The sequence below is a fragment of the Streptomyces sp. 2114.4 genome (assembly GCF_900187385.1).
Lineage (GTDB): Bacteria > Actinomycetota > Actinomycetes > Streptomycetales > Streptomycetaceae > Streptomyces > Streptomyces mooreae.
In genome coordinates this window covers 3,035,062-3,060,226 of sequence record NZ_FYEY01000001.1, presented here as the reverse complement: position 1 = coordinate 3,060,226, position 25,165 = coordinate 3,035,062, and the positions used below count along the sequence as shown (strand labels likewise).

Genomic DNA, 25,165 nt, shown 5'->3' with positions numbered 1-25,165 from the left:
ACCGGGCCCGGCCCGGGTGCCGGCCCCGCACCCCGGCCTGAGGGTAACCGCCGGTGTCGATCTTCCACCGGCGATCTTCGAACGTGCGAACTCGGAGGATCATCCAAGCCCGGGTCGGGGTCCGCGGCGCCGTACGGATACCCTGGGGGTGTGACGTTCCCGGTAGTCGGCATGGTCGGTGGCGGTCAGCTCGCCCGTATGACCCACGAGGCGGGTATCCCCCTCGGCATCAAATTCAAGCTCCTCAGCGACACTCCGCAGGATTCGGCGGCTCAGGTGGTCGGTGATGTCGTCATCGGCGACTACCGCGATCTGGACACCCTGCGCGCCTTCGCTCGTGGCTGTGACGTGATCACCTTCGATCACGAGCACGTTCCCACCGAGCATCTGCGGGCACTGGAGGCCGACGGCATCCCCGTCCGGCCCGGTCCCGATGCGCTGGTGCACGCCCAGGACAAGGGGGTGATGCGGGCGAAACTGGACGCGATCGGCGTGCCCTGCCCGCGGCACCGCATCGTCTGTGACCCCGACGATGTCGAGCGGTTCGCGGCCGAGGGCGAAGGCTTTCCCGTGATCCTCAAGACCGTCCGCGGCGGCTACGACGGCAAGGGCGTCTGGGTCGTGCGATCCTCCAAGGAGGCTGCCGAGCCGTTCCGCGCAGGGGTGCCCGTCCTCGCGGAGGAAAAGGTCGATTTCGCCCGCGAACTGGCCGCCAACATCGTCCGCTCCCCGCACGGTCAGGCCGTCGCCTACCCGGTCGTGGAGTCCATCCAGGTCGACGGCGTCTGCGACACCGTGATCGCGCCGGCGCCCGGCCTCGACGCGGAGCTCGCGGGCCGGGCCCAGGAGCTGGCGCTGCGCATCGCCCAGGAGCTGGACGTCGTCGGGCATCTGGCCGTCGAGCTCTTCGAGACCGCGGACGGCCGCATCCTGGTCAACGAGCTCGCCATGCGCCCGCACAACTCCGGCCACTGGAGCCAGGACGGCGCGATCACCTCGCAGTTCGCCAACCACGTCCGGGCCGTGCTCGACCTCCCGCTCGGCGATCCCCGCCCGCGCGCCCCCTGGACGGTCATGGCGAACGTCCTCGGCGGCGACTACCCCGACATGTATGACGCGTACCTCCATTGCATGGCGCGGGACCCGCAGTTGAAGATCCATATGTACGGGAAGGATGTGAAGCCCGGCCGTAAGGTCGGCCACGTCAACACCTACGGCGACGACCTGGCGGATGTGCGCGAGCGCGCCGCACACGCCGCCGGCTACCTGCGAGGAACGATCACCGAATGACGACCGCCCCGTCGCCCGACCACCGCCCCGCAACCGACGCCGACGCATCCACCACCCCGTCCCCCGTGGTCGGCATCGTCATGGGCTCCGACTCCGACTGGCCCGTCATGGAGGCCGCCGCGCAGGCCCTGGACGAGTTCGAGATCCCCTACGAGGTCGACGTCGTCTCGGCGCACCGCATGCCGCGCGAGATGATCGCGTACGGCGAGGAGGCGGACGGGCGCGGCCTGAAGGCGATCATCGCCGGCGCCGGCGGCGCGGCCCACCTCCCCGGGATGCTCGCCTCGGTCACCCCGCTCCCGGTCATCGGCGTCCCCGTACCGCTCAAGTACCTGGACGGCATGGACTCCCTCCTCTCCATCGTGCAGATGCCCGCCGGAGTGCCGGTCGCCACCGTCTCCGTCGGCGGCGCCCGCAACGCCGGGCTGCTGGCCGCCCGCATCCTCGCCACCCAGGACCCCGAACTCCTCGCCCGGATGCGGGAGTTCCAGCAGGAGCTGAACGACCAGGCCACCGAGAAGGGCAAGCGGCTGCGCAACAAGGTCGCCTCCCCGGCCGGCTTCGGCTTCGGGGGCGGTAAGTGAGTCCCTCCCTGGACGCCGCCCGGGATCTGCTCGCCCGCTGGCCCGTCGTCGACGGCCACAACGACCTGCCCTGGGCGCTGCGCGAGCAGGTCCGCTACGACCTCGACCGGCGCGATATCGCCGCCGACCAGTCCGCGCACCTGCACACCGACCTGCCGCGGCTGCGGTCCGGCGGCGTCGGCGCCCAGTTCTGGTCGGTGTACGTCCGCGCCGACTACGCGGGCGACAAGGCCGTCAGCGCCACCCTCGAACAGATCGATGTGGTGCGGGAACTGGTCGCCCGCTACCCCGAGGCCCTGCGCCTCGCGCACACCGCCGACGACATGGAGGCGGCCCGCGCCGAGGGCCGGATCGCGTCCCTCATGGGCGCCGAGGGCGGCCACTCCATCCACAACTCGCTGGCCACCCTGCGCGCGCTGCACCAGCTGGGCGTGCGCTATATGACGCTCACCCACAACGACACCATCGACTGGGCGGACTCCGCCACCGACGAGCCGCGCCACCACGGCCTGTCGGCCTTCGGTGAGGAAGTCGTCCGGGAGATGAACCGCTGCGGGATGCTGGTCGATCTCTCCCACGTCTCGGCCGACACCATGCGCGACGCGCTGCGCGTCAGCACCGCACCGGTGATCTTCTCGCACTCCTCCGCCCGCGCCGTCTGCGACCATCCGCGCAACATCCCCGACGACGTACTGGCACAGCTGCCCGCCAACGGCGGCGTCGCGATGGCCACGTTCGTGCCGAAGTTCGTGCTGCCGGCCGCCGTCGCCTGGACGCAGCGCGCCGACGAGAACATGCGCGCACACGGCCTGCACCACCTCGACACCACCGAGGCGGGCATGAGGGTCCAGCGGGACTTCGAGGCCGCGCACCCCCGCCCGATGGCCACCGCGGCCACCGTCGCCGACCACCTCGACCACATGCGCGAGGTCGCCGGGGTCGACCACATCGGGATCGGCGGCGACTTCGACGGCACCGCCTTCACCCCGGCCGACCTGGCCGATGTCGCCGGCTACCCGTACCTGATCGCCGAACTCCAAGCCCGCAAGTGGTCCGAGGCCGACCTGGCCAAGCTCACCTGGCAGAACGCCGTCCGCACCCTGCGCGCCGCGGAGGACGTGGCGCGCGCCGAGCGGCAGCGGCGCGGCCCGTCCCACGCGACGATCGAGCAGCTGGACGGCTGACGCGGCCCCGGGCCCTCACTGAGAGGGCCCGGGCCCTCACTTCAAGCGGAGCGGGCCGGGGCCCTCACCTCATGCAGAGGCAGAACGGGTGCCCGGCCGGGTCGAGATAGACCCGCCAGCTCTGCTTCCCGTCGTCGTGCTGGACGAGCTTGGCGCCCAGCGCGACGATCGTGCGCTCGGCCTCGTCGATCTTCGCGCGCGGCACGTCGAAATCGAGGTGCTGCTGCTGCGGCATGTCCTGGCCGGGCCACTGCGGCGGCCGGTAGCCCTCGGCCACCCGCTGAAAGGCGAGGATCCGGCCGTCCGGTCCGGCGATCTCGACCCAGTCCTCGTCCTCTTCGGTCACCTGCCAGCCGAGCATGTCCGCGTAGAAATCCGCGAGGGCCCGGGGGTCGGGACAGTCCAGTGCGACAACTCCGAGTGTGATGAGGCTCATGGCCGCCACGATGCCATGCCTGGCGGCGCCGCGGCGTACCTTTTCGGCTGTCCCCGCCGTGGGGGCCTGTCGCCGTTGTGCGCTTTGCGGCGCCGCCGCACGTTGTCGGCCGTCCCGCCGCGGGGCTCGCGCGCCGTTGCTCCCCCACGCCCTTTAGGCAGTGGGGGAGCAACGGCGACAAGCCACCGCGGCGGGGCAGCCGGGTACGTGGGAGGCGCCGCAATGCGCGCAACGGCGAGAAGCCGGCACGGCGGGACAGCCGGCAACGTGGGGAAGAACCCGCTACGCGGAGGGGCGCCCCAGCGCCCGGTACGTCCAGCCCGCCTTGCGCCACAGCTGGGGGTCGAGGGCGTTGCGGCCGTCCAGGATGCGTCGCTCGGCGGCGACGTCGCCCAACGCGGCCGGATCCAGTTCGCGGAACTCCCGCCACTCCGTGAGGTGCAGCACGACGTCGGCGCCGCGTACGGCGTCCAGGGCGGTGTCGGCGTAGCTCAGCGTCGGGAAGACGCGCCTCGCGTTCTCCATGCCCTTCGGGTCGTAGACCGTCACCTGGCCGCCCTGGAGGTGGATCTGGCCGGCGACATTGAGCGCGGGGGAGTCGCGGACGTCGTCCGAGTCCGGCTTGAAGGTCGCGCCCAGGACGGCGACCCGCTTGCCGAGGAAGCCGCCGCCGACCGCGTCCCGGGTGAGCTCGACCATGTGGCCGCGGCGGCGCATGTTGATGGAGTCGATCTCGCGGAGGAAGGTCAGGGCCTGGTCGGCGCCCAGTTCGCCGGCGCGCGCCATGAAGGCCCGCAGGTCCTTGGGCAGGCAGCCGCCGCCGAAGCCGATACCGGCCCGCAGGAACTTCTTGCCGATCCGGTCGTCGTGCCCGATGGCCTCGGCGAGCTTCACCACATCGCCGTCGGCCGCCTCGCAGACCTCGGCCATGGCGTTGATGAACGAGATCTTCGTCGCCAGGAAGGAGTTGGCCGAGGCCTTCACCAGCTCGGACGTCGGATAGTCCATGACGATGAACGGCGAGCCCTCGGCGATCGGGGCCGCGTACACCTCGCGCAGCAGCTCCTCGCCCCGTTCACCGGCCACGCCCACGACGATCCGGTCGGGGTGCAAGGTGTCCTTGACGGCGAAGCCCTCGCGCAGGAACTCCGGGTTCCAGGCCAGCTCGACGGCGGCTCCCGCCGGGGCGGCCGCGGCCAGCCGCTCGGCGAGCCGGGCCGCGCTGCCCACCGGCACCGTCGACTTGCCGACGACCAGGGCGGGCCGGGTCAGATGCGGCGCCAGCGCGTCGAAGGCGCTCTCCACGTAACTCATGTCACAGGCGTACTCCCCGTGCTTCTGCGGGGTGTTCACACAGACGAAGTGGACATCGCCGAAGGCCCCGGCCTCCTCGTAGGAGGTGGTGAAACGCAGCCGGCCGGTCGAGCCCTCGATGCCGTCGGCGTGGCGGCGCAGCAGCTCCTCCAGGCCCGGCTCGTACATCGGGACCTCGCCCCGCTGCAGCATCTCGATCTTCTCGGGCACCACATCGAGCCCCAGCACCTCGAAGCCCAGCTCGGCCATGGCCGCGGCGTGGGTCGCGCCGAGGTAGCCGGTGCCGATCACGGTGATCTTGAGGGCCATGGATGCTCCAAACAGGCAATGCGGCGGCGCAGCGCCGGGGGCTGCGGGGTGGTCGGGTCACTTCGCTGGGGAAAACGGCGCTGACCGAGCATAGTCGGGCCAGGAAGGGCCATCTCCAGTCGTCGCGCGGGCAGGTCTGTAACTGTCGGCAACCTCACGTATCCGCAGGCCCGGCCCGGCGCCTAGAATCCGGAGAGGTAAAGGGTTACTTAACGGTAGTTAGCACTGCCGACAGCTCACAGGGGAGTGAGAAAGCGTGGCGGGAACCGCTGATTTCGATCTGTACCGGCCGTCCGAGGAGCACGACATGCTCCGCGAGTCGGTGCGCTCGCTCGCCGAGGCGAAGATCGCGCCGTTCGCCGCCGCGGTGGACGAGGAGGCCCGCTTCCCGCAGGAGGCGCTCGACGCGCTGGTCGCCAATGACCTGCACGCCGTCCACGTACCGGAGGCCTACGGCGGTGCCGGCGCCGACGCGCTGGCGACCGTCATCGTCATCGAGGAGGTGGCCCGCGTCTGCGGTTCGTCCTCCCTCATACCGGCGGTCAACAAGCTCGGCTCGCTCCCGGTGATCCTCTCCGGCTCCGAGGAGCTGAAGGCGAAGTACCTGGGCCCGCTGGCCAAGGGCGACACGATGTTCTCGTACTGCCTGAGCGAGCCGGACGCCGGTTCCGACGCGGCCGGGATGAAGACCAAGGCCGTCCGCGACGGTGACCACTACATCCTCAACGGCGTCAAGCGCTGGATCACCAACGCCGGCGTCAGCGACTCCTACACGGTGATGGCCGTCACCGACCCGGAGAAGCGCTCCAAGGGCATCTCGGCCTTCGTCGTCGAGAAGGGCGACGAGGGGGTCTCGTTCGGCGCCCCGGAGAAGAAGCTCGGCATCAAGGGCTCCCCGACCCGCGAGGTCTACCTCGACAACGTCCGCATCCCCGCCGACCGCATGATCGGCGCCGAGGGCACCGGCTTCGCCACCGCCATGAAGACCCTGGACCACACCCGCATCACCATCGCGGCCCAGGCCCTCGGCATCGCCCAGGGCGCCCTGGACTACGCCAAGGGCTACGTCCAGGAGCGCAAGCAGTTCGGCAAGCCGATCGGCGACTTCCAGGGCGTCCAGTTCATGCTCGCCGACATGGCCATGAAGGTGGAGGCGGCCCGCCAGCTCACCTACGCCGCGGCGGCCCGCTCCGAGCGGATCTCCGCCGGCGGCAAGGGCGAGGACCTGACCTTCTTCGGCGCCGCGGCCAAGTGCTACGCCTCGGACGCCGCCATGGAGATCACCACGGACGCCGTCCAGCTGCTCGGCGGCTACGGCTACACCCGTGACTACCCCGTCGAGCGGATGATGCGGGACGCCAAGATCACGCAGATCTACGAGGGCACCAACCAGGTGCAGCGGATCGTGATGGCGCGCAACCTGCCGCAGTAAGCAGAAGACGGGAGAGGGGCCCCGGACCGCCACTGCGGTCCGGGGCCCCTCTCTTTGTCTGCTCTCTTTGCCTGCTCGGTCCGGGCCGCCGGTCAGTTGCCGGAGACCGTGACCTTCTCGTCGTTGTTCAGCTGCTGGACCAGCTGGTGGAGCTTGGCCTTGTCCCAGACCAGGTTGCCGCCGGTGCTGCCGGAGATCGGCATGTTCATCGACTTGCCGTCGCCGCCGGTGACGCCCTTCATCGCGAAGAACATGTTGCCCAGGGACCACAGGCTCATGTCCTTGTCGACGATGAGCGTGTCCAGGCCGGCGCTCATGGTCGGGTAGAGCTTGAAGGGGTTGAGGACCGTGCTCGGGGTGGCGGTCTGGCTCGCCAGGGTCGCCAGGAACTTCTGCTGGTTCTTCGTACGGTCCAGGTCCTGGCCGGCGAAGGCGTGCCGGGTGCGGACGAAGGCGAGCGCCTGCTGGCCGTTGAGCGTCTGCTTGCCGGCCGGGAAGTCGGCGCCGGAGTTCTTGTCCTTGAACGCCTTGGGGATGTCCATCTCGACGCCGCCGATGGCGTCCACGATGTTGGCGAAGCCGGCGAAGCCGATCTCGACGTAGTGGTCGATGTGCAGCTTGGTGTTGTACTCGACGGTGCGCACCAACAGCTCCGGGCCGTCCTCGGCGTAGGCCGCGTTGAGCTTGGTGTGCCGTCCGGTGCCCGGGTACTTCTTGCCGGAGGACGAGCCGACGTAGGTGGGTATCTCCACGTCCGAGTCGCGCGGCAGGGATATCAGCGTCGGGCCGTTGCTGCCGTCATGCAGGATCATCATGGAGTCGGTGCGCTTGCCCTCGGCGGAGCCGGTGTGCAGCTTCTGCTTGTCCGCGGCGGACATGCCCTCACGGCTGTCCGAGCCGACGATCAGGTAGTTCGTGCCGTCGCCGGTCGCCGGGCGGTCGATGACCTTGCTCAGGTCGACCTTGCGGCGGAGCTTGCCGTCGGCCCAGAAGTAGGTGGCCACCGAGGCGACCGCCAGCACCGCGACCAGGGCGATGACCGTCCACTTGATGCGCCGGCCCCAGTGGGGGCGCGGCCGGCCGGCGCGGCCGTCGTAGCCGTCACCGCCACCACGGCCGCCGCCGTAGACCTGGCCGGTGTTGTATCCGTCGTACCCGTCGTCGTAGCCCTGGGACTGCTGCGGCGGCACGGCCGCGCCCCGGCGCGGGGACATCGACGGGGGCAGCGGAGGCTCGTGCCGCTGATAGCCGGGGCCCGCGTCGCGACGCACCTGTGGCATCGCGCGCGCACCCTCCGGCTCGGCGCTGCCGCTGCCGTGTCCGTACCGGTTGCCGCTCTGGTCGCCGGACCACCCGCCCCCATTCTCGGCTCCGCTCGAACGGGAGGTGCCCCCTTGCCACTGATTCATAGGAGGAAGTGTGCATGCCCCGCGGGGTCCTCCATAGAGCGGGTGCCGGATCGGGCCAGTGCTGTTGCAGAGCTGATGCAAAGCCACGGAGGCAGCCCGACGCATACCGCACGGGCCCATGACCATTCCGACCTGCACGAATGGAACCAACCATTCCGGATCGTTTCCGGCGGGGGAGCGAGACGTGTGTCACGGACCTGCGCAAAGGGCGAGACCAGTCTCACGACCGGCGTGGGGCAGCGCCGTACGGGCGCCGCTTAGGCTGGCTGCATGACCGAACTCGTCACCGACAGCGCCGAGGACGAGATCGTGGGCAAGCCCACATCCGTGTCCCGCATCACACTCAGCCACATCATGACGGCCGGCGACACCAACCTCCTCGGAACGGTGCACGGCGGCGTGATCATGAAACTCGTCGACGACGCGGCGGGCGCCGTGGCCGGGCGTCACTCCGGCGGGCCCGCCGTGACCGCCTCGATGGACGAGATGGCCTTCCTCGAACCGGTCAGGATCGGCGACCTCGTCCACGTCCGCGCCCAGGTCAACTGGACCGGCCGCTCCTCGATGGAGGTCGGCGTACGGGTGCTGGCCGAGCGCTGGAACGAATCCAGCCCGCCCCAGCAGGTCGGCTCCGCCTACCTGGTCTTCGCCGCCGTCGACGAGCAGGGCAAGCCGCGCCGGGTGCCGCCGGTGCTCCCCGAGACCGAGCGCGACCAGCGCCGCTACCAGGAGGCGCAGATCCGCCGGACGCACCGCCTCGCCCGGCGGCGCGCGATCATGGAACTGCGCGAACGGCGCGTCGCGGAAGGGCTCGACGACGCATAGCGGCGACCGCCAGCTGCCCGAGCAGCGCCAGCCCCGCGCCGGTGACGGTGCCTGCGGCCGCACAGATCACATCGTCGATATCGGCGATCCGCCCGGCCCGCATCAGCAGCTGCGCCGTCTCGATGGCCAGGCACAGGCCCACGCCCAGCAGGAACGCGGCGGCCGCCGAGATGCGCGGCGCCGCAAACCGCAGCAGCAGTGACGCGGGCACGAACAGTGCGGCAGTGGCGATCTGCCGCCGCACCAGCATCACCAGCTCCCCGGGCTCCAGCTGCGCCCCCAGATCGAACAGCCCCTCACCGGGCCGCCACCACACCGTCGCGTCCCCGGAGCCGATCGGCTGGCTCGGCGCGAGCGTCGCCACCAGGAACAGCAGCAGCCAGCCGGCCAGCAGCGTCCGGGCCGTGGTGCGCGGCGCGGTGCTGCCGGGGGTGAGCGCCGTCCACAGGGCCAACGCCACGGCCACCGCCAGCGCCAGGACCAGGAAGAGCGTCACCGTGGTGGGGGTGACGTCCAGCACTACCTGCCACACGATGCGCCCCTTTCAGGCCGTCCAGGACATCAGCCGCAGCTCCACTTCGTGACATAGACCGTCTCGCCACGCTCCATGACGCCCCGGATGCATTCGTCCGCGAGCATCTCCACCCGGCCGCTCAGCACCACCGCGCCGCCCTGCGTCCGCCGGGTGCCGAACCACCCGGGGAAGGCGGTGATCCGGTCGTTCTTGCGCTGGTAACCAAGCCGCACGATGATCTCGTCCCGGCCGCTCACCGCCCCGAGCCGCCGGTAGGCCGCGGTGTACGTGCCGGCCGCCCCCACCGGACCGCGCAGACACAGCTGGCCGCGCACCAGGTCCCCGCAGCCGGTCGGTTCCGGCGGCGCCGGCGGTGACGCGGCGGCGGTGGCCGCGACCAGGCAGAGCGCCGCGACGGCCACCACGGTCCGGCGCGCATCGCGACGGGCGTCCGGACGGCGCGCGGGCGGCCGGGACGCGGTGCGGCGGGGTGCGGGGACGCTCATGACGGGGCCTCGCTCCGCCCGGCCCCGTCGGCGCCCAGCGCGCGCCTTTCGATGAGGAGATCCCTGCGCTCGCTCATGTGCACACCGCCTCGTCCCCGGTGATCGTCGCGAGGCCGCCCGGCTTCTGCGGCGGCTCCTCGGCCCGTACCCGCTGCACCGCCTGGTGGCCGTGGCCGACCGTCACCTGCATCACCGGCCCCCGCCCGGCCACCGGACGCAGCTCGGCACCCGGCAGCGCGGCGGCCAGCGAGCGGGCCGAACGGTCCCAGCGCGGGTCGTAGGCGATGACCGTGCGGGGCGCCCTGCCGAGGGGGGAGGCGCCGGGCGCGCCGGTGGTGGCGAACCCGGTGGCCTGCAGTTCCCTGGCCACCGCGGCGTCCGGTCCCGGCCGGTCGCTGCCGTCGCCGACCCGCACCTGGACCTGTCCCGGCGGTACGTCCACGACCCTGGCCCGCGGCTGGGTGCGGTCCCGGTGCACGGCGAGCGGCCGGTCCTCGCGGATCGCCTGGAAGAGCTTCGGCGCCTGCACCGGATCCCACCGCACGGTCGAGCCGACGCCGGGCACCGGCTGGGCCACATTGCGCAGCGGCACGGACGTGAACTCCGACGACGAGGGGGTGAAGCCGCGCATCGCCTGCCCGAGATCGACCAGGTCGCCCGCCGCGAAGCCCGAGTCGGCGCGGACGGATCCCAGCACCGTGTCGGCGACATTCCGGAAGCGGACCGGGTTCAACAGCACCCCGGAGGAGGTGATCTTGTGGATGAGGGAGGCCAGGAAGCGCTGCTGGCGCTGCATCCGGCCGAGGTCGGCGGAGCCGTCGACATGCCGGGAGCGCACGTACTGCAAGGCCTGGCCACCGCTCAGCCGCGAGGTGCCGACGGGGAGATCCAGGCCCGTATAGCTGTCGCGCAGCGGCCGTACGGTGCAGATCTCCACCCCGCCGACCGCGTCCACGCTGCGCATGAAGCTGGTGAAGTCGACCTCCAGATAGTGGTCGATGTGCACCCCCGTCATGTGCTCGACGGTCCGCACGGTGAGGCTGGGGCCGCCCTCGGCGTAGGCCGCGTTCAGCTTGATGGCGTGCTGGGGGCGCTGCCGGCCGGTGACCGCGTCCGTGTGCGCGGGGACCTCGGCGTAGGAGTCGCGGGGGAGGCTGACCACGCTGGCGCGGTCCCGGTCGGCGGAGAGGTGCACCAGCATCAGGGTGTCGGTGCAGTGGCAGGGCGCGCCGCCGAGGTGGTACTTCCGCTTCTCGCCGGGGGTGAGCTTGTCGCGCCCGTCCGTGCCGACGACCAGGAAGTTCAGCCCGTCGCCGCCCCCGGGCCGGTTGCTCATGCCGGTGAAGGCGTCCACCCGGCCGATGCCGCTCTCCACGCCGGTGACCACGGCGTGCCCGACCCCGCTCGCGGCCAGCAGCAGTACGGACGTGACCGCGCCGATCCGCAGTCCCCAGCGCGGGCCCGGCGGGCGCCGGCGCGGGCTCGGCCGGGCGGCCCGGCGCCTGGCCGGACGGGGGGAGCGGAACGGCGCGGTCACGGGGGACACCTCCGCGGCGGGACGGGCGGCTGGAGCAGAGGAAGAAAGGGGGCAAATCCGTCTGGAGCACCGTAGGTCCATATGATCGGATGTACGGCGCCACACGCCGGGCATCCACCGGTCGGCCACCCGGCTGCGTCCGACGATGTCCACCATTCGCGGTAACGTGAGGCGCGATACTGCAGTCTCCCGGCGGGCGCTGCCGTCGCTGGCGGCTCCACCGCGGGCCGTACCCCTGAGGAACCATGCCGCAGCAGCAGCCCCCGGCCGTCTCCGTGATCATGCCGGTGCTCAATGAGGAACGTCACCTGCGCAATTCGGTCCGGCACATCCTGGAGCAGGAGTACGCCGGTGAGATGGAGGTGGTGATCGCCCTCGGCCCGTCCACGGACCGTACGGACGAGATCGCCGCCGAGCTCGTCGCCGAGGACGCCCGGGTGCACACGGTGCCGAACCCCACCGGCCGTACCCCCGCCGCGCTGAACGCCGCGATCAAGGCGTCCCGGCACCCCATCGTGGTCCGTGTCGACGGCCACGGCATGCTCTCGCCGAACTACATCGCCACCGCCGTGCGCCTCCTGGAGGAGACCGGCGCCGCGAACGTCGGCGGCATCATGCACGCCGAGGGGGAGAACGCCTGGGAGGACGCGGTCGCCGCCGCGATGACCTCCAAGATTGGTGTGGGCAACGCGGCCTTCCACACCGGTGGACAGGCGGGCCCCGCCGAGACCGTCTACCTCGGGGTCTTCCGGCGCGAGGCGCTGGAGCAGCAGGGCGGCTACAACGAGGAGTTCATCCGCGCCCAGGACTGGGAGCTGAACTTCCGTATCCGTGAGGCCGGCGGGCAGATCTGGTTCTCGCCCGAGCTGCGGGTGCAGTACCGCCCGCGGCCGAGCGTCAAGGCGCTGGCCAAGCAGTACAAGGACTACGGCAAGTGGCGCCATGTCGTCGCCCGCTACCACGCCGGTTCGATCAACCTGCGCTACCTCGCGCCGCCGACCGCGGTGTGTGCCATCGCGGCGGGCCTGGTGGCCGGTGCGGCGGTCACGCCCTGGGCGCTGATCGTCCCGGGCGGCTATCTCGCGGCGATCGCCGCGGGGTCGGTGCCCGCCGGCAAGGGCCTGTCGCTCAAGGCGCGCGCCCAGATCCCCCTCGCCCTGGCCACCATGCACATGGCCTGGGGCGTGGGCTTCCTGACCAGCCCCCGCTCCCTCGCCAAGAGGGTCATCGCCAGCCGCCGCCCGGCGGTCATGGCAGCGGCGGCCGCGAGCGAATAGGGACATTCCTCGGCGGTGATCACCGCCGAGCCGGCTCGGGGGCCCGAGCCGACTCCGTGGAACCCCTGAGCCGGCTCCGGGGAAACCCACACCCCTGGGGAACTTCACATCCGCGCCCCGGGAAACCTCCCCTCCCTACCCGCCCACCCCCCGAAGGGGGGTGGGCGGCGGGGAAAAACCTAGGTAGGGGTAAGCAGAAGTCCCCCCAGGGCCCGCCGACAGCCCCGTAAGGCGGCCAAAAGGCCCCGGAAGACGCAGGGAAGGCCCCGGCGGACGCCTAGAAGCTGTACTGCGGATTCACCTTCATGCAGGCCTTGGAGTCCTCGCCGTTGAGCGCATCGGCGCTCTCCGGCGCCTTGTCGGCGCCCTTCTCCTCGCCCGACTGCTTCGGGTACGCCGAGCCGCTGCGCCAGTCGTTGCCGACCACCAGCCGCATCCCGGTGGCCGAACTCGACTCCCGGACCGCGCTCTTGGGCAGCCCCAGCGCCTTCGCCAGCGCCAGCGCGTCGCCCCGCTGCACCTTGTCCCGGTAGGTGACGGTGGTGTCGGCCTGGGTGGTGAGCGCGGAATCGGTGCTCGCCGCGGTGTAGCCGAGGCCGGACAGCCGCTGCTGGATGACCGCCGCGCGGCCGGAGACCGGGCCGTTCACCGTGCTGTTGGTGCCGTTCTGCACCACCACCTTCAGCTGACCCTTGGCAGTTGACGGCTTCGGGTCCGGCGCCGGCTTTTTCTTCTTGTCCTTGCCGTCCAGCGCGGAATCGTTGCGCAACAGTGCGAAGGTCGCGTCCGCGTCGCCGGGCTTGGGCATGACGTACGACTCGTCGGGGCTGTACTGCCAGGGCATGGTGACCATCGTGAGGCGCTTGGCCGGCACCCGGTTGAGGTCGCTGCCCAGGTCGTAGAGCTTCTTGACGGTGTCGAGGCCGTCGTCGACGGTCAGCGCCTTGGTCGCGGCCTCCGCCAGGTCACGCAGCTGCCCCGGGTCGGTGAGCTTGGTGCCCTTCTTCAGCTGGCGGACCATCGAGTTCATGTACATGTGCTGGGCCTTGGCCCGGCCGATGTCGGTGTTGTCCTCGAAGCCGTAGCGGGTGCGCAGCCACTGCAGGGCCTGGACGCCCTTGACGGAGTGGGTGCCCTTGGTGAGCTTGAGTCCGCTGCCGTGGCCCTTGCTGTCGTGCGAGTAGACGTTGTTGTCGACACAGACCGGGACGCCGCCGATGGCGTCGGCCATGTCCACCACACCGGAGAAGTCGACCATCATGAAGTGGTCGACGTAGATGCCGGTCAGCTCCTGCCAGGTGGCGAGCGTGCAGCCCGGACCGCCGTGCTGGAGCGACTGGTTGATGGCCGCGGAGGTCTGCGGATAGACCTTGTGGGTCTTCGGGTCGGTGCACTGCGGGATCGTCACCCGGGTGTCGCGCGGGATGGAGATCACCGACATGTTGCTGCGGTCCGCGGAGACGTGCAGCAGCATCTGCACATCGGCGAGCGGCTTGCGGTCCGCGTCCTGCCGGGCACCGCCGAGCTCGATGTTCTTCTTGCTGTTCCGGCCGTCCGAGCCCAGCAGCAGGATGTTCAGCGGGCTCTGCCCGAAGGCGTTGGGATCCGGCTTCTTCAGACCGTCCCCGGCCAGGGACCGCGGGGCCTTGCGCAGGTTCGCGTTGAGGTGTTCGTAGTACCAGTACCCGGCGCCCGCGCCGCCCACTATGAGGACGGCGAGGGTCAGGGAGGTCCAGCGCAGCACCTTGCGGCCCTTGCCGCGGCGCGGACGGCCCCCGTTGCGGTGGCCGCCGCCCTCCGCGGGCCCGTCCCCGTCGCCACGGGACGCGTCGTCGCCCGCGGAGGGCGTCCAGCCGGGAGCGTCCGGCGGCAGGCCCTTGTCCTCGTACAGCCCGTCGTTCCAGCCCGGCTCCTGTGCATCCGGTGCCTTCGGTGCATCCGGCCGGCGTTGCCGGCGTGATCGGTCACCGCGCAGACTGCTCTGCCGCATTGGGCCCTCTCCCCGTTATGAGTCCGATGGTGCGTTCGGCGCCTCGGCGGGGCGGCCGGAGCCCGCTCAGGTCACTTCGCGCAGACGTTCTTGTCATCTGCATTGACGTTCTGCACCCCGTCCGGGGTTTCGGTCGGCGCGTCGATCGGTGTGCCCGGCGCCTTGAAGTCCTTGCCGAGGGTGAGCTTCATCGGCTCCCGGTCACCGGCGTTGTGCGACGACTTCTTCAGCGCGCTCTTGGGCAGCCCCATCCAGTCGGCCAGAGTGGCGGCCTGGTCGGCCTGGTTGGGCCCGTATTCGAGGCGGGTGGTGGCCAGCTTGGCCGGGGCGTTGCCGGCGTTGGTGGAGAGCTTGGCGGCCTTGCTGTTCTGCAGCCAGTCCACGGTCTCCTGCGCCGAACCGATCGGCCCGCCACCGTTGGTGACGTCGACCCGCACCTGCTCGGGCGGGGCCTTCTTCACCGGAGCGGACTTCTTGCCCTTGCCCTTCTTGCCCTTGGCCAGGGCGTGGTCCGCCCGGACCATCGCGAACAGCGGGTCCGCGGCGGTCTTGTTGAGGATGACGGTGGCCGGGTCGTCGGGGTTGTCCAGCACCGGCACCGTGGCGAAGGTGACCTTGTCGATGTCGACCTTCTTGAGGTCGGTGCCGAAGTCCAGGAGCTTGTTCGCGGTACCGATACCGGTGTCGACGGTGAGCGCCTTGGTCGCCGCCTGGCTGACGTCGTAGAGCTTGCCGGGGCTGCTGAAGGCGCTGGACTTCAGCTTGCGGATCAGCGAGCTGAGGAACTGCTGCTGCATCTTGATCCGGTCCAGGTCACTGCCGAACCCGATGGCGTGCCGGGTACGGACGAAGGCCAGCGCCTGCTCGCCCTTGACGATGTGCCGGCCGGCCTTCAACTTCAGGTGCGACTTGGGGTCGTTGAGGTCCTTGCCCGCGCACACCTCGACGCCGTCGACCGCGGTGGACAGGGCCTTGACCGCGTTGAAGTCGGCCATCATGAAGTGATTTATCTTCAGCCCGGTCAGCTTCTCGACGGTGCGCCAGGTGCAGCCCGGGTCCCGGCCCTCCTGGCCCAGGCTGGTGTTGAAGCGCACCCCGTGCTCGCCCGGGATGTTCTTCGTCGAGCCGTCCTTCTGCTTCGTCGGGCAGGTCGGGATGTCGGTGATCATGTCGCGCGGAATGCTCAACGCGGTGGCGTTCGTCCGGTCCTTGGAGATGTGCATCAGGATCGTGGTGTCCGCGTGCCCCACGCTTCCGGCGTCGCCGTAGCCGGAGTTGCCCTTCCCGGAACGCGCGTCCGTCCCGATGATGAGGACGTTGACCGGGCCTTCGGAGACCGCGTCGTTCTCCACGCCGACGTCGACCTTGGAGATGTTGCCGTTCAGCTGCTGGTAAAGGTAGAACGCGCCACCGCAGCCGGCGACGAGGACGAATCCCACGACACCGGCCGTCCAGTACAGCGCCTTCTTCTTCCCGGACGCCTTCGGCTTGCGCTTGCGGCGGCTCGCCGGGCCCGCGGCCGCCGCGGACGCCGTGCGACTGCCGGCCGCCCGCCGGGCCGCCCGCCCGCCACCGGCGCGCTCGTCGCCCTCGGCGTCCTCGTCCCGGCGGCCGCGCTGGGTCGGCAGCGGCCGGGTGTCGGTGTCGCCGCCCGACTTGCGCGCGGCACGTCTGGAGCCGGCCGGCTTGCGGTCGGCGGGCCGACCGTCGGCTTGACCGGCATGGTCAAGCCGCAGCTCGTAGTTGCCGGTGTTCGGGTCGAACACCCACTGATCGGCGGGATCGACGTTGTTGTCGCCCGCCCGCCCACGGCCTTGCGCGTCCACGGTGCCTTGAGTCCTCCGTCGGTGCCACGCGGCGCCATCCCCTCAAGGCGCTCGGTCGGTCGATCGATCGTTTATTGCATGGTCATCGGTCAGCTGGTCCTGCGACCGGATCGCTCACACTATCCGCCCAGTTCAGCGCCCCGCGACGCTCGTGACAAATTCCACTTGCCTACAACTGGGCAATCCGCCCAATCCATTCGAGTCACCAGGCGTACTTTGCGGCATCTTTATCCGCAGACCCCGTGTCCCGCTGTCGTCCCGGGAAAGGACGGGTCCGGACCCGCCGGCGGTGAGGGAGCTCTGCCCGCCCGCCCCGCCGGTGCCCCGGCTCCCGTGCGGACCGGCTTCTCCCCGGTGTCGGGAGGGGGTTTCACCGTCACCGGACGATCGTTGTGCAGCTGCCCGAAGAGCCGGCCGGCGTCCGGCTGGATGAGCTCATCACGGTTGGGATCGTAGCGGTACTCCCGGCGCGGCACGGTCATGAACAGAACCCGGCCGGTGGGAATGCTGCGGGTACTGCGCACCAATTCGTACAGCCCCTTCAAGGAAGCCAGTGCGGCGTCCGTGGTCAGTGAACTCGTCGCGGCATCCAACACCGGATACAGCCGGGTCGGATTGAGCAGCACACCGTTGCTCTGCACTTTCTTCACGAGAGCGGCAAGAAAGTCTTGTTGTCGCCGCATCCGCTGGGTATCGCTGCCGTTACCCAGGCTCTTGCGGGCCCGTACGAATCCGAGCGCGGCCTCACCGTGCAGGGTCTGCCGGCCCGCGGGCAGGGTGAGGTGTGCCGCGGGGTCGTGGACCGGGCGGGGCAGGCAGACCTCCACACCGTCCACCGCATCCACCATCTTCTTGAAGCCCACGAAGTCGATGATCAAGTAGTGGTCGATGCGGATACCGGTCAGCTTCTCGACCGTACGGATCGTGCAGGCCGCCCCGCCGACCGCGAAGGCCCCGTTGAACTGTGCCGCCCGCGGTGCGGTCTCCGTGCCGTCCGGGCGCTTGCAGTGCGGCACCTCCACCATCAGATCGCGCGGGATGCTCACCGTGGTGGCGCTCTTCCGGTCCGCCGCCAGGTGCAGCAGCATCGTGGTGTCCGAGCGCTGGCCGGCGTCGTGGCCGTACCGGCGGTTGCCGCCGCTGCGGGTGTCGGAGCCGATCAGCAGCACGTTCACGGCGTTCGGCGGGCCCGCGGGGGGCCGTTCGGACTCCCACTTCCGCAGCTCCTTCTCGGTGGCGCTGTCGGTGCGGATGTTGCTGTCGAGCTTGGCGTAGACCGCCCAGCCGCTGCCGGCGCCGGCCAGCATGACACCGGTGACCCCCAGCGCGGCCCAGCCCCGCCAGCTTCGCGGGCGGCGCGAGGGCCCCGGCCGGTGCGACCCCAGCCCCCCGGCCGGGCGTTCGTCCCAGCCGGTGAACCGGGGAGGCTCGGGGGTCTCGGTCACCTGTGCGTCCATCCCTCATGGAGTCGGCGTCGCGCCCGCACGAGGGCCCGGACGGAACAAGAGACGGACGAACCCCGCGCATGGTTGTACGTACTCAAGATCCTGGACCGAAACGGGCGAACCGGCCCGCCACGGGCGCCACCGGTCCGCCGGACGGGGGAGGAGCGCCCGGTGTGGCGCCGGGGGCTTGCGCTCGGTGCGGTGACGGGGCCGTGGGCGCGGTGCGGACAGCGGCCGGGCTCGGGGCGGTGACGGTGCCCGGGGCTCAGTGGGGTGACGGCGCCCTGTACGTGATCTTCTCGCTGGTCTCCCGGGCGTCCGCGGCGTCCGCGTCCAGCCGGTCGAGGTGGCGGCACAGCACCACGGAACCGCCGGCCGCCAGCGGGGCGTAGAGCCCGTACGCCAGGCCCTGCCAGGTGTCGTACGGCAGTCCTGACAGCACCCGGGGGGACGGAGGCATCCCGGCCGCCGCCGCGTCGGCCAGGGCGCGCGCCCCGATGCCCGCGCCGGTCAGCTCCTCGCCGCCCACCACCAGGGCCACGTCCGCCGGGTCCACCGGCGCGAACGGCGCGAACCGGTCGCCCTGGCCCGGCGCCTCGACGGCGAAGTCCGCGAAGCCCGCGGGCGGCTGCGGGAAACGGCCGCCCAGCGGGCGCAGCGCCAGCGCCACCCGCTCCCCGGAGCAGGCCCGCGCCGCCTCCAGCCGATCGGGCCCGGCGACGACGAGATCGGCGGCGGCCGGATCGCCCTCCACCTCCGCCACCACGCCCACCGAGGAGCAGGCCAGCAGCCAGACGGCGGTCTGCCAGTGCGCGGGCAGCAGCAGCGCGAGCCGGTCGCCGGGCCCGGCGGCCAGATCGCCCTGGAGGTAGTTGGCGGTCTTGGCCACCCAATTGGCGAAGGTCGCGACGGACAGTTCCACGCGCTCGCCGGTGGCGTCGTCGTAGAAGGTCACCAGCGGGCGGGCCGGATCGGCGGCGAGCGCGGAACTCAGCAGGTCGGCGGGGGTGCGATCGGTGGCGTTCATCGCGGCCAGGGTACGCGCGGCGGCGGCCGGCGGCGGGGCGGGCACCGCAGTACCGGCCACCGGATCGGCCGATGCCCCGTCAGGTCACCATTGGCGCGTTCGGTCCGGACATGTCCAGGATTTTAGTCATGCGCCCTTTCCTCGTGACCTGCCTCGGCGCCGTGTGCACCGCCGCCCTCGCCCTGTCCCTCGCGCCGGCGGCCGGTGCGCATGCCGTCGCCGCCCCGGCCCAGGCCCCGGCCCCGGCGCCGGCGCCGCGCGCCACGAGCACCACCGAGCTGCCCGGCAGCACCCAGTCCCTGCCGGTGCCGACGCCCGGCGCAGCCGCCCCCGACACCACCGACCGCGACGCCCCCACGGTGCCCGCTGCCGGCACGCTCGGCCTGCCGGCGCGCACCGTGCGGCCGTTCTCCCTCCTCGGGGTGGTCTGGGACGACGCCGCCGCCGAACTGCACGGCCGGGTCCAGGTCCGCACCCGCGCCACCGGCACCACCCGGTGGTCCGGCTGGCAGGACGTCCAGGTCCACAACGACGACGCGCCCGACCTCGGCTCCGCCGAACGGCACGGCGGCGGCGTCAGGGGCAGCACCTCTCCGCTGTGGGTCGGCGACTCCGATGCCGTCCAACTGCGCATCACCCCCGAGCGCAGCGACCGCGCGGCGGCCACCGTCCCGGCCGGGCTGCGGCTGGAACTCGTCGACCCCGGCAGGACCCCGCGCGGCCTCCGCGGGACGCACGCCGACCCGCCGGGTCCGATCGGCGCCGGGGCGGCCACGGCCGCGGCCTCCGCCGCCAACGCGCTGCTCGCCCCGCTCGGCGCCACCGAGATCCCGGCCCTCGACCAGGTCGCCTCGCTGGCCGATATCGCCGCTGCGGGCCTGCTGTCCCCGCCCCGCGCCTACGTCGGAGCGCGCCCCCGGATCGTCACCCGGGCAGGCTGGGGCGCCGACGAGGACCTGCGGGAGAAGGCCTTCATCTATACCCGCACCGTCCGCGCCGCCTTCGTCCACCACAGCGGCTCCGGCAACGACTACAGCTGCGACGAGGCCCCCGCGATGATCCGCGCCATGTACCGCTTCCACGTCAAGAGCAACGGCTGGCGGGACATCGGCTACAACTTCCTCATCGACAAGTGCGGCACGGTCTACGAGGGCCGGGCGGGCGGCGTCGCCAAGCCCGTCATGGGCGCCCACACGCTCGGCTTCAACGCCGACAGCACCGGCATCGCCGTCCTCGGCACCTTCACCGACACCGAGCCGCCGCGGCGCGCCATCGACGCCATCGCCCGTCTGGCGGCCTGGAAGCTCGGCCTCTACGGCGTCGATCCGCGCAAGATGACGAAACTGCTGTCCGCCGGCGGCAACCGCTTCCCCAAGGGGGCCAAGGTCCCGCTGCATGTCATTTCCGGCCACCGCGACGGCTTCACCACCGACTGTCCGGGCCTGTACCTCTACAACAAGCTCGGTGCCACGCGGGTCGCCGCGGCCGGGCTCCAGGGCCGCTGACCACCGCCGTTCCTGCCGTTGACGCATCCTCACGACCACGACGACCGCGCCCCGGCCCCGCACCGCCCCGTGGCCGGAACAGCACGGGGCCGGTCGCACCGCCTGGGGCGTCCGGATGTCCCGTCTGCCTACACTGGTCCGCCGATCGGCCGACCCCAGCAGGAAGCAGACAAGACACCCGTGAGCGTCGCACGTGCAGCCGCCGGGCTGTGGTCGACGACGAGAGCCGCACCGCTGCGCTGCACGGGCGGAGAAGCGAACAGAGGACACAGTGACTGAAGCGATCCTCCTGGTCGGCGGCAAGGGCACGCGGCTGCGGCCGCTGACGGTGCATACGCCCAAGCCGATGGTCCCGGCGGCCGGCGTGCCGTTCCTCACCCATCAGCTGGCCCGCGCCCGGGCCGCCGGCGTCGAGCACATCGTCCTCGCCACCTCCTACCTCGCCGAGGTCTTCGAGCCGTACTTCGGCGACGGGTCGGCGCTGGGCCTGCACCTGGAGTACGTCACCGAGCACGAGCCGCTGGGCACCGGCGGCGCCATCCGCAATGTCGCCGAGCGGCTGCACTCCGGCCCCGACGAGCCGGTTCTGATCTTCAACGGCGACATCCTCACCGGCCTGGACATCCCGGCCCTGGTCGAGACCCACCGCACCGCCGGCGCCGATGTCTCGCTGCACCTCACCCGGGTCGAGGACCCGCGCGCCTTCGGCCTGGTGCCCACCGACGACACCGGCAAGGTCACCGCCTTCCTGGAGAAGCCGGAGACCCCCGAGGAGATCGTCACCGACCAGATCAACGCCGGCGCCTATGTCTTCAACCGGTCGGTCATCGACACCATCCCGGCCGGGCGCCCGGTCTCCGTCGAACGCGAGACCTTCCCCGGCCTGCTCGCCGAGGGCGCTCACCTCCAGGGCATGGTCGACTCCACGTACTGGCTCGACCTCGGCACCCCGCAGGCCTTCGTCCGCGGCTCCGCCGACCTGGTCCTGGGCCGCGCCCCGTCCCCGGCGGTGCCCGGCCGCCGCGGGGACCGCCTGGTCCTGGAGACCGCCGAGGTCGCCCCGGACGCCAAACTCACCGGCGGCACCGTCGCCGGCGCCCGCACCGTCATCGGCTCCGGCGCCCGGATCGACGGCAGCGCCGTCCTCGAGGGCGCGGTCATCGAGGAGGGCGCCCAGATCCGGGACTCGCTGATCGGCGCCGGCGCGCGCATCGGGGCCCGTACGGTCCTGGACGGTGCGGTCATCGGCGACGGTGCGCGGATCGGCGCCGACAACGAGCTGCGCGGCGGCATCCGCATCTGGTGCGACGCCGATATCCCGGCCGCATCGGTGCGCTTCTCCTCCGACCAGTAGCCGGTGGGCCAGTAGCCGGTGGGCCGGAGGCCGGTGGGCCAGGAGCCGGTGGGGGCGGGTAACCCGTCGTCCGGCAGGTCTGCAGGCCGGCCGACCGCTCACCGGGCCCGGCCCGACGTTGTCCACAGGCCCCGGCGCCGCCCCGGCCGGATCGCCTAGCCTGGCCGCATGCCCGCCCGTACCTGGCTTCCGCCCGGCCCGTTCGACCTGCACCGCACGCTGGGTGTGCTGCAGCGCGGCCCCGGCGACCCCGCGTTCGCGGTGCGCGGCGGCGAGCTGTGGCGCGCGTGCCGTACGCCGCAGGGCCCCGGCACGCTGCGGCTCGCCGCCCGCCCGTCCGCCGGCGGCATCGAGGCCGAGGCCTGGGGGCCGGGCGCCGACTGGCTGCTGGACCGGCTGCCCGAGCTGCTGGGGGCGGGCGACGACCCGGCGGAGTTCACCGCCCGGCACCGCATCGTCCATGAGGCCCGCCGCCGCCACCCCGGCGTCCGGCTCGCGAGGACCGGTCTGGTGCTGGAGTCGCTGATCCCCTCGATCCTGGAGCAGAAGGTCACCAGCGACGAGGCCTACCGCGCCTGGCGGCTTCTGCTGTGGCGGCACGGCGAGGCCGCCCCCGGCCCCTGGGACCGGATGCGGGTGATGCCGGACCCGCGCGGCTGGGCGCTGATCCCCTCCTGGGAGTGGCACCGCGCGGGCGTCGACGGCAAGCGCTCGGCCACGATCCTGCGCGCGGTGCGGGCCGCCCGCCGGATGGAGGAGGCCGCGCGGATGGACCTCGCGGACGCCACCCGGCGGCTGACGGCCCTGCCGGGCATCGGCCCCTGGACCGCCGCCGAAACCCTCCAGCGCACCCTGGGCGCACCGGACGCGATCACGGTCGGCGACCTGCATCTGCCGAAGATCATCGGCTATGCCCTCACCGGCCGCCGCGGCACCACCGACGAGCAGATGCTCGAACTCCTCGCCCCCTACGAGGGCCAGCGGCACCGCGCGGCCCGGCTGATCCTGCTGTCCGGCCGCGTCCCGCCGCGCCGCGCCCCGCGCTTCCCCGTGGGGGACATCGCCCGGCTCTGACCCCGGGCGAGCGCGCAGATCAGCGCACGACGACGAACTCGTCGGCGGCCCGCGCCGGACGGGGCGCCGGTGCCGCCGCCGGATGCCCGATGGCCACCGCCCCCATCGGCTCCCAGTTCCCGGGAAGTTCCAGCACCTCGCGGACCACGTCCCGGCAGAACATCGTCGACGAGATCCAGGCGGAGCCCAGGCGTTCACCCGCCAGCGCGACCAGGAAGTTCTGGATGCCCGCGCCATGGGCCACCACGAACATCTCGCGCTCCGCGGCGCTCCGCCGCGCGTCGGGGTAGTCGTGCGCGCCGTCCGTCACCATGCACGGCACCGCGAGATACGGCGCCTGGCGCAGCACATCGCCCCGCCGCACCCGCTTGGCGATGGACTCCTCCGTCTTGCCGTCCGCGCGCAGATCCGCGATCCAGGCGTCCCGCATCGCGTCCAGCAGCCGCGCCCGCGCCTGCGGGGACTCCAGGAGGACGAACCGCCACGGCGTGGTGTGATGCGGCGCCGGGGCGGTGAGCGCCGCGGCCACCGCGCGCCGGACCGCCCCCGGATCGACCGGCTCGTCGCGGAAGGCGCGGACCGTACGCCGCGCCGTCACCGCTTCGCGTACGGCCTCCGAGGTGCCCAGCCGGAACATGTCGTCCTCGGCGCCGCGCACCATGGCGCCCGCCCCGGCGCCGTCGCCCGACTCCTCGACGACATGGGGGAGCCCGCGCACCACCGCGACCGGCAGCCCGGCGGCCTTGCCCTTCACCAGGTCACCCGCGGCGGCCAGTTCGTCGGCGGTGGCCACCACCGTCGCGCTGAGCGGATTGCCGTACGCGTCGGTGCCGCCGCGCAGATCGTCCAGCACCCGCACCCCGGCGGCCCCGATGGCGACATCGGTGAGGCCGCTGCGCCACGGCCGCCCGAAGGTGTCGCTGATGACGACGCCGACGTCGACGCCGAGCTCGGTGCGCAGGCCCGCCCGCAGGGCGCGTGCCGAGGCGTCCGGGTCCTGTGGCAGCAACAGCACCGTTCCCGCCGGGGTGTTGGAGGCGTCCACACCGGCCGCGGCCATCACCAGGCCCTGCCGGTTCTGCACGATCCGCAGGGTGCCGCGCCGGGCCACCACCCGCACCGTCTCCGCGTCGATCGCCGCCTCTCGGTCGGTGGCCTCGACCACCCGGCCCTCGGCCTTGCTGACGATCTTCGAGGTCACCAACAGCACGTCTCCGTCGGCGAGTTGGGGCATGCTCTCGGCCGTGGCCGCCGCGGCGATCAGCTTGACGAGGTCATCGCCGGGCCGCACCTCGGGCACTCCCGGCAGTGCCCACACCCGGTATCCGGGCACCCCCTCGGGGTGGTTCACGCCCGGACCTCCTCGGCCATGGCCAGCGCCTCGCGCACCATCGCGGCCGTAGCGTCCAGGCCGGTCATCATCAGCGGCACGGCCCGGCAGCGGATCCCTGCCGCCTCGACCTCGGCCACCGCGCCCTCGTCCACGGAGTCCACCAGCCAGCCGTCCAGCAGCCCGGAGCCGTAGTGGCGGGCGACGGCCGCGGCGGTCGCCTCCACGCCCACCGCCGCCAGCACCTTGTCGGCCATCCCGCGCACGGGGGCGTCGCCGACGATCGGGGAGAGCCCGATCACCGGCACCCCGGCGTCCGCGATGGCCTCCCGGATGCCCGGCACCGCCAGGATCGTCCCGATGCTGACCACCGGGTTGGACGGCGGGAACAGCACCACGTCCGCGTCGGCGATGGCCTCCAGCACGCCCGGCGCCGGCTTGGCCTGGTCCGCACCGACCGGCACCACGGCATGCGCCGGCACCGAGGCGCGCAGCCGCACCCAGTACTCCTGGAAGTGGATCGCCTTGCGCTCGCCGTCTTCGTCGACCGCGACATGGGTCTCGACCCGGTCGTCGGACATCGGCAGCAGCCGTACGCCGGGCTTCCAGCGCGCGCACAGCGCCTCGGTGACCGCGCTGAGCGGATATCCGGCGCCCAGCATCTGGGTCCGCACGATATGGGTGGCGAAGTCCCGGTCACCGAGCCCGAACCACTCCGGGCCGACACCGTAGGCGGCCAACTCCTCCTTCACCCGGAAGGTTTCGTCGGTGCGGCCCCAGCCCTGCTCCTCGTTGATGCCGCCGCCGAGGGTGTACATCACGGTGTCGAGGTCGGGGCACACCTTGAGCCCGAACAGATGGATGTCGTCGCCGGTGTTGCCGATGACGGTGAGGTCCGCGTCCGGAGCCGCTGCCTTCAGTCCCCGCAGAAAGCGGGCGCCGCCGATACCGCCGGCCAGAACCACGATTCGCATGGCCCCAGCATGTCAGGGGCCGG

Annotated in this window: 21 protein-coding genes; 9 read left to right on the top strand and 12 right to left on the bottom strand. The window is 72.0% G+C overall.

Annotation, left to right across the window (positions count from 1 at the left end; translation table 11 throughout):
• The first annotated feature begins 150 nt into the window (after positions 1 to 150).
• The 3 genes from CFW40_RS13205 to CFW40_RS13195 are packed head-to-tail and all read left to right on the top strand — an operon-like array spanning position 151 to position 3,058.
• Positions 151 to 1,290: a 5-(carboxyamino)imidazole ribonucleotide synthase gene (locus CFW40_RS13205; RefSeq protein ID WP_088797973.1), complete on the top strand. Its 1,140-nt coding sequence runs from the start codon at positions 151 to 153 to the stop codon at positions 1,288 to 1,290.
• On the top strand, positions 1,287 to 1,874 hold the full coding sequence (gene purE, locus CFW40_RS13200) for a 5-(carboxyamino)imidazole ribonucleotide mutase (RefSeq protein ID WP_176956512.1): 588 nt from the start codon (positions 1,287 to 1,289) through the stop codon (positions 1,872 to 1,874). Before CFW40_RS13205 ends, purE begins: the two co-directional genes overlap by 4 nt.
• Positions 1,871 to 3,058: a dipeptidase gene (locus tag CFW40_RS13195; RefSeq protein ID WP_088797972.1), complete on the top strand. Its 1,188-nt coding sequence runs from the start codon at positions 1,871 to 1,873 to the stop codon at positions 3,056 to 3,058. Before purE ends, CFW40_RS13195 begins: the two co-directional genes overlap by 4 nt.
• A 64-nt stretch (positions 3,059 to 3,122) precedes the next feature.
• Here CFW40_RS13195 and CFW40_RS13190 read toward each other — a convergent pair whose 3' ends face one another.
• Both CFW40_RS13190 and CFW40_RS13185 read right to left on the bottom strand, forming a co-directional pair.
• Positions 3,123 to 3,494, bottom strand: coding sequence for a VOC family protein (locus tag CFW40_RS13190; RefSeq protein WP_088802086.1), 372 nt, complete (start codon positions 3,492 to 3,494; stop codon positions 3,123 to 3,125).
• A gap of 282 nt (positions 3,495 to 3,776) precedes the next feature.
• Positions 3,777 to 5,117: a UDP-glucose/GDP-mannose dehydrogenase family protein gene (locus CFW40_RS13185; protein ID WP_088797971.1), complete on the bottom strand. Its 1,341-nt coding sequence runs from the start codon at positions 5,115 to 5,117 to the stop codon at positions 3,777 to 3,779.
• A 256-nt stretch (positions 5,118 to 5,373) separates the two neighbouring features.
• Between CFW40_RS13185 and CFW40_RS13180 the strand changes: the two genes are divergently transcribed.
• A complete protein-coding gene (locus CFW40_RS13180) occupies positions 5,374 to 6,549 on the top strand; it encodes an acyl-CoA dehydrogenase family protein (protein ID WP_088797970.1) in 1,176 nt (391 codons plus the stop codon).
• A 92-nt stretch (positions 6,550 to 6,641) separates the two neighbouring features.
• Here the strand turns inward: CFW40_RS13180 and CFW40_RS13175 are convergent, their stop codons facing one another.
• Positions 6,642 to 7,958: an LCP family protein gene (locus CFW40_RS13175; RefSeq protein WP_088797969.1), complete on the bottom strand. Its 1,317-nt coding sequence runs from the start codon at positions 7,956 to 7,958 to the stop codon at positions 6,642 to 6,644.
• A 270-nt stretch (positions 7,959 to 8,228) separates the two neighbouring features.
• Between CFW40_RS13175 and CFW40_RS13170 the strand changes: the two genes are divergently transcribed.
• Complete coding sequence (locus tag CFW40_RS13170; RefSeq protein ID WP_088797968.1) at positions 8,229 to 8,783, top strand: acyl-CoA thioesterase; 555 nt, start codon at positions 8,229 to 8,231, stop codon at positions 8,781 to 8,783.
• Here the strand turns inward: CFW40_RS13170 and CFW40_RS13165 are convergent.
• From CFW40_RS13165 to CFW40_RS13155, 3 genes are all read right to left on the bottom strand, one after another.
• Positions 8,734 to 9,315 carry a VanZ family protein gene (locus CFW40_RS13165; RefSeq protein WP_088797967.1) on the bottom strand — a complete coding sequence of 194 codons (582 nt, stop codon included), beginning with the start codon at positions 9,313 to 9,315 and terminating at the stop codon, positions 8,734 to 8,736. The two genes, CFW40_RS13170 and CFW40_RS13165, sit on opposite strands and share 50 nt — an antisense overlap.
• Before the next feature lie 29 nt (positions 9,316 to 9,344).
• The gene (locus CFW40_RS13160) at positions 9,345 to 9,803 is read right to left on the bottom strand and encodes a hypothetical protein (RefSeq protein ID WP_088797966.1); all 459 of its coding nucleotides are present in this window, start codon (positions 9,801 to 9,803) and stop codon (positions 9,345 to 9,347) included.
• 73 nt (positions 9,804 to 9,876) lie between these two features.
• Positions 9,877 to 11,340 carry an LCP family protein gene (locus CFW40_RS13155; protein ID WP_088797965.1) on the bottom strand — a complete coding sequence of 488 codons (1,464 nt, stop codon included), beginning with the start codon at positions 11,338 to 11,340 and terminating at the stop codon, positions 9,877 to 9,879.
• Between the two features lie 245 nt (positions 11,341 to 11,585).
• Here CFW40_RS13155 and CFW40_RS13150 point away from each other — a divergent pair, with 245 nt between their 5' ends.
• Positions 11,586 to 12,617: a glycosyltransferase family 2 protein gene (locus tag CFW40_RS13150; RefSeq protein ID WP_088797964.1), complete on the top strand. Its 1,032-nt coding sequence runs from the start codon at positions 11,586 to 11,588 to the stop codon at positions 12,615 to 12,617.
• Between the two features lie 277 nt (positions 12,618 to 12,894).
• Here CFW40_RS13150 and CFW40_RS13145 read toward each other — a convergent pair whose 3' ends face one another.
• From CFW40_RS13145 to CFW40_RS13130, 4 genes are all read right to left on the bottom strand, one after another.
• Positions 12,895 to 14,607, bottom strand: coding sequence for an LCP family protein (locus CFW40_RS13145; protein WP_088797963.1), 1,713 nt, complete (start codon positions 14,605 to 14,607; stop codon positions 12,895 to 12,897).
• Positions 14,608 to 14,678: 71 nt separating this feature from the next.
• Positions 14,679 to 16,433, bottom strand: a complete 1,755-nt coding sequence (locus tag CFW40_RS13140) for an LCP family protein (protein ID WP_088797962.1) — start codon at positions 16,431 to 16,433, stop codon at positions 14,679 to 14,681.
• 227 nt (positions 16,434 to 16,660) lie between these two features.
• Complete coding sequence (locus tag CFW40_RS13135) at positions 16,661 to 17,878, bottom strand: LCP family protein (RefSeq protein ID WP_256331487.1); 1,218 nt, start codon at positions 17,876 to 17,878, stop codon at positions 16,661 to 16,663.
• A 265-nt stretch (positions 17,879 to 18,143) separates the two neighbouring features.
• The gene (locus CFW40_RS13130) at positions 18,144 to 18,905 is read right to left on the bottom strand and encodes a TIGR03089 family protein (RefSeq protein WP_088802085.1); all 762 of its coding nucleotides are present in this window, start codon (positions 18,903 to 18,905) and stop codon (positions 18,144 to 18,146) included.
• Between the two features lie 128 nt (positions 18,906 to 19,033).
• Between CFW40_RS13130 and CFW40_RS13125 the strand changes: the two genes are divergently transcribed.
• From CFW40_RS13125 to CFW40_RS13115, 3 genes are all read left to right on the top strand, one after another.
• Positions 19,034 to 20,410, top strand: a complete 1,377-nt coding sequence (locus CFW40_RS13125) for a peptidoglycan recognition protein (RefSeq protein ID WP_088797960.1) — start codon at positions 19,034 to 19,036, stop codon at positions 20,408 to 20,410.
• A 271-nt stretch (positions 20,411 to 20,681) separates the two neighbouring features.
• A complete protein-coding gene (locus tag CFW40_RS13120) occupies positions 20,682 to 21,764 on the top strand; it encodes an NDP-sugar synthase (protein WP_088797959.1) in 1,083 nt (360 codons plus the stop codon).
• 168 nt (positions 21,765 to 21,932) lie between these two features.
• On the top strand, positions 21,933 to 22,838 hold the full coding sequence (locus CFW40_RS13115; protein ID WP_088797958.1) for a DNA-3-methyladenine glycosylase: 906 nt from the start codon (positions 21,933 to 21,935) through the stop codon (positions 22,836 to 22,838).
• A 19-nt stretch (positions 22,839 to 22,857) separates the two neighbouring features.
• On the opposite strand, the gene CFW40_RS13110 is transcribed toward CFW40_RS13115, so the two are convergent.
• Entirely contained in the window at positions 22,858 to 24,189 is a 1,332-nt protein-coding gene (locus CFW40_RS13110) for a coenzyme F420-0:L-glutamate ligase (RefSeq protein WP_088797957.1), read from the bottom strand.
• Complete coding sequence (cofD, locus tag CFW40_RS13105) at positions 24,186 to 25,142, bottom strand: 2-phospho-L-lactate transferase (RefSeq protein WP_088797956.1); 957 nt, start codon at positions 25,140 to 25,142, stop codon at positions 24,186 to 24,188. The genes CFW40_RS13110 and cofD overlap by 4 nt, the downstream gene beginning before the upstream one ends.
• Positions 25,143 to 25,165: the final 23 nt, after the last annotated feature.

Bases quoted from the DNA above. Each gene is read 5' to 3' on its own strand.
- CFW40_RS13130 (WP_088802085.1), bottom strand. From the start codon at position 18,905: ATGAACGCCACCGATCGCACCCCCGCCGACCTGCTGAGTTCCGCGCTC.
- CFW40_RS13150 (WP_088797964.1), top strand. From the start codon at position 11,586: ATGCCGCAGCAGCAGCCCCCGGCCGTCTCCGTGATCATGCCGGTGCTC.
- cofD (WP_088797956.1), bottom strand. From the start codon at position 25,142: ATGCGAATCGTGGTTCTGGCCGGCGGTATCGGCGGCGCCCGCTTTCTG.
- CFW40_RS13145 (WP_088797963.1), bottom strand. From the start codon at position 14,607: ATGCGGCAGAGCAGTCTGCGCGGTGACCGATCACGCCGGCAACGCCGG.
- purE (WP_176956512.1), top strand. From the start codon at position 1,287: ATGACGACCGCCCCGTCGCCCGACCACCGCCCCGCAACCGACGCCGAC.
- CFW40_RS13190 (WP_088802086.1), bottom strand. From the start codon at position 3,494: ATGAGCCTCATCACACTCGGAGTTGTCGCACTGGACTGTCCCGACCCC.
- CFW40_RS13170 (WP_088797968.1), top strand. From the start codon at position 8,229: ATGACCGAACTCGTCACCGACAGCGCCGAGGACGAGATCGTGGGCAAG.
- CFW40_RS13185 (WP_088797971.1), bottom strand. From the start codon at position 5,117: ATGGCCCTCAAGATCACCGTGATCGGCACCGGCTACCTCGGCGCGACC.
- CFW40_RS13175 (WP_088797969.1), bottom strand. From the start codon at position 7,958: ATGAATCAGTGGCAAGGGGGCACCTCCCGTTCGAGCGGAGCCGAGAAT.
- CFW40_RS13160 (WP_088797966.1), bottom strand. From the start codon at position 9,803: ATGAGCGTCCCCGCACCCCGCCGCACCGCGTCCCGGCCGCCCGCGCGC.
- CFW40_RS13115 (WP_088797958.1), top strand. From the start codon at position 21,933: ATGCCCGCCCGTACCTGGCTTCCGCCCGGCCCGTTCGACCTGCACCGC.
- CFW40_RS13125 (WP_088797960.1), top strand. From the start codon at position 19,034: ATGCGCCCTTTCCTCGTGACCTGCCTCGGCGCCGTGTGCACCGCCGCC.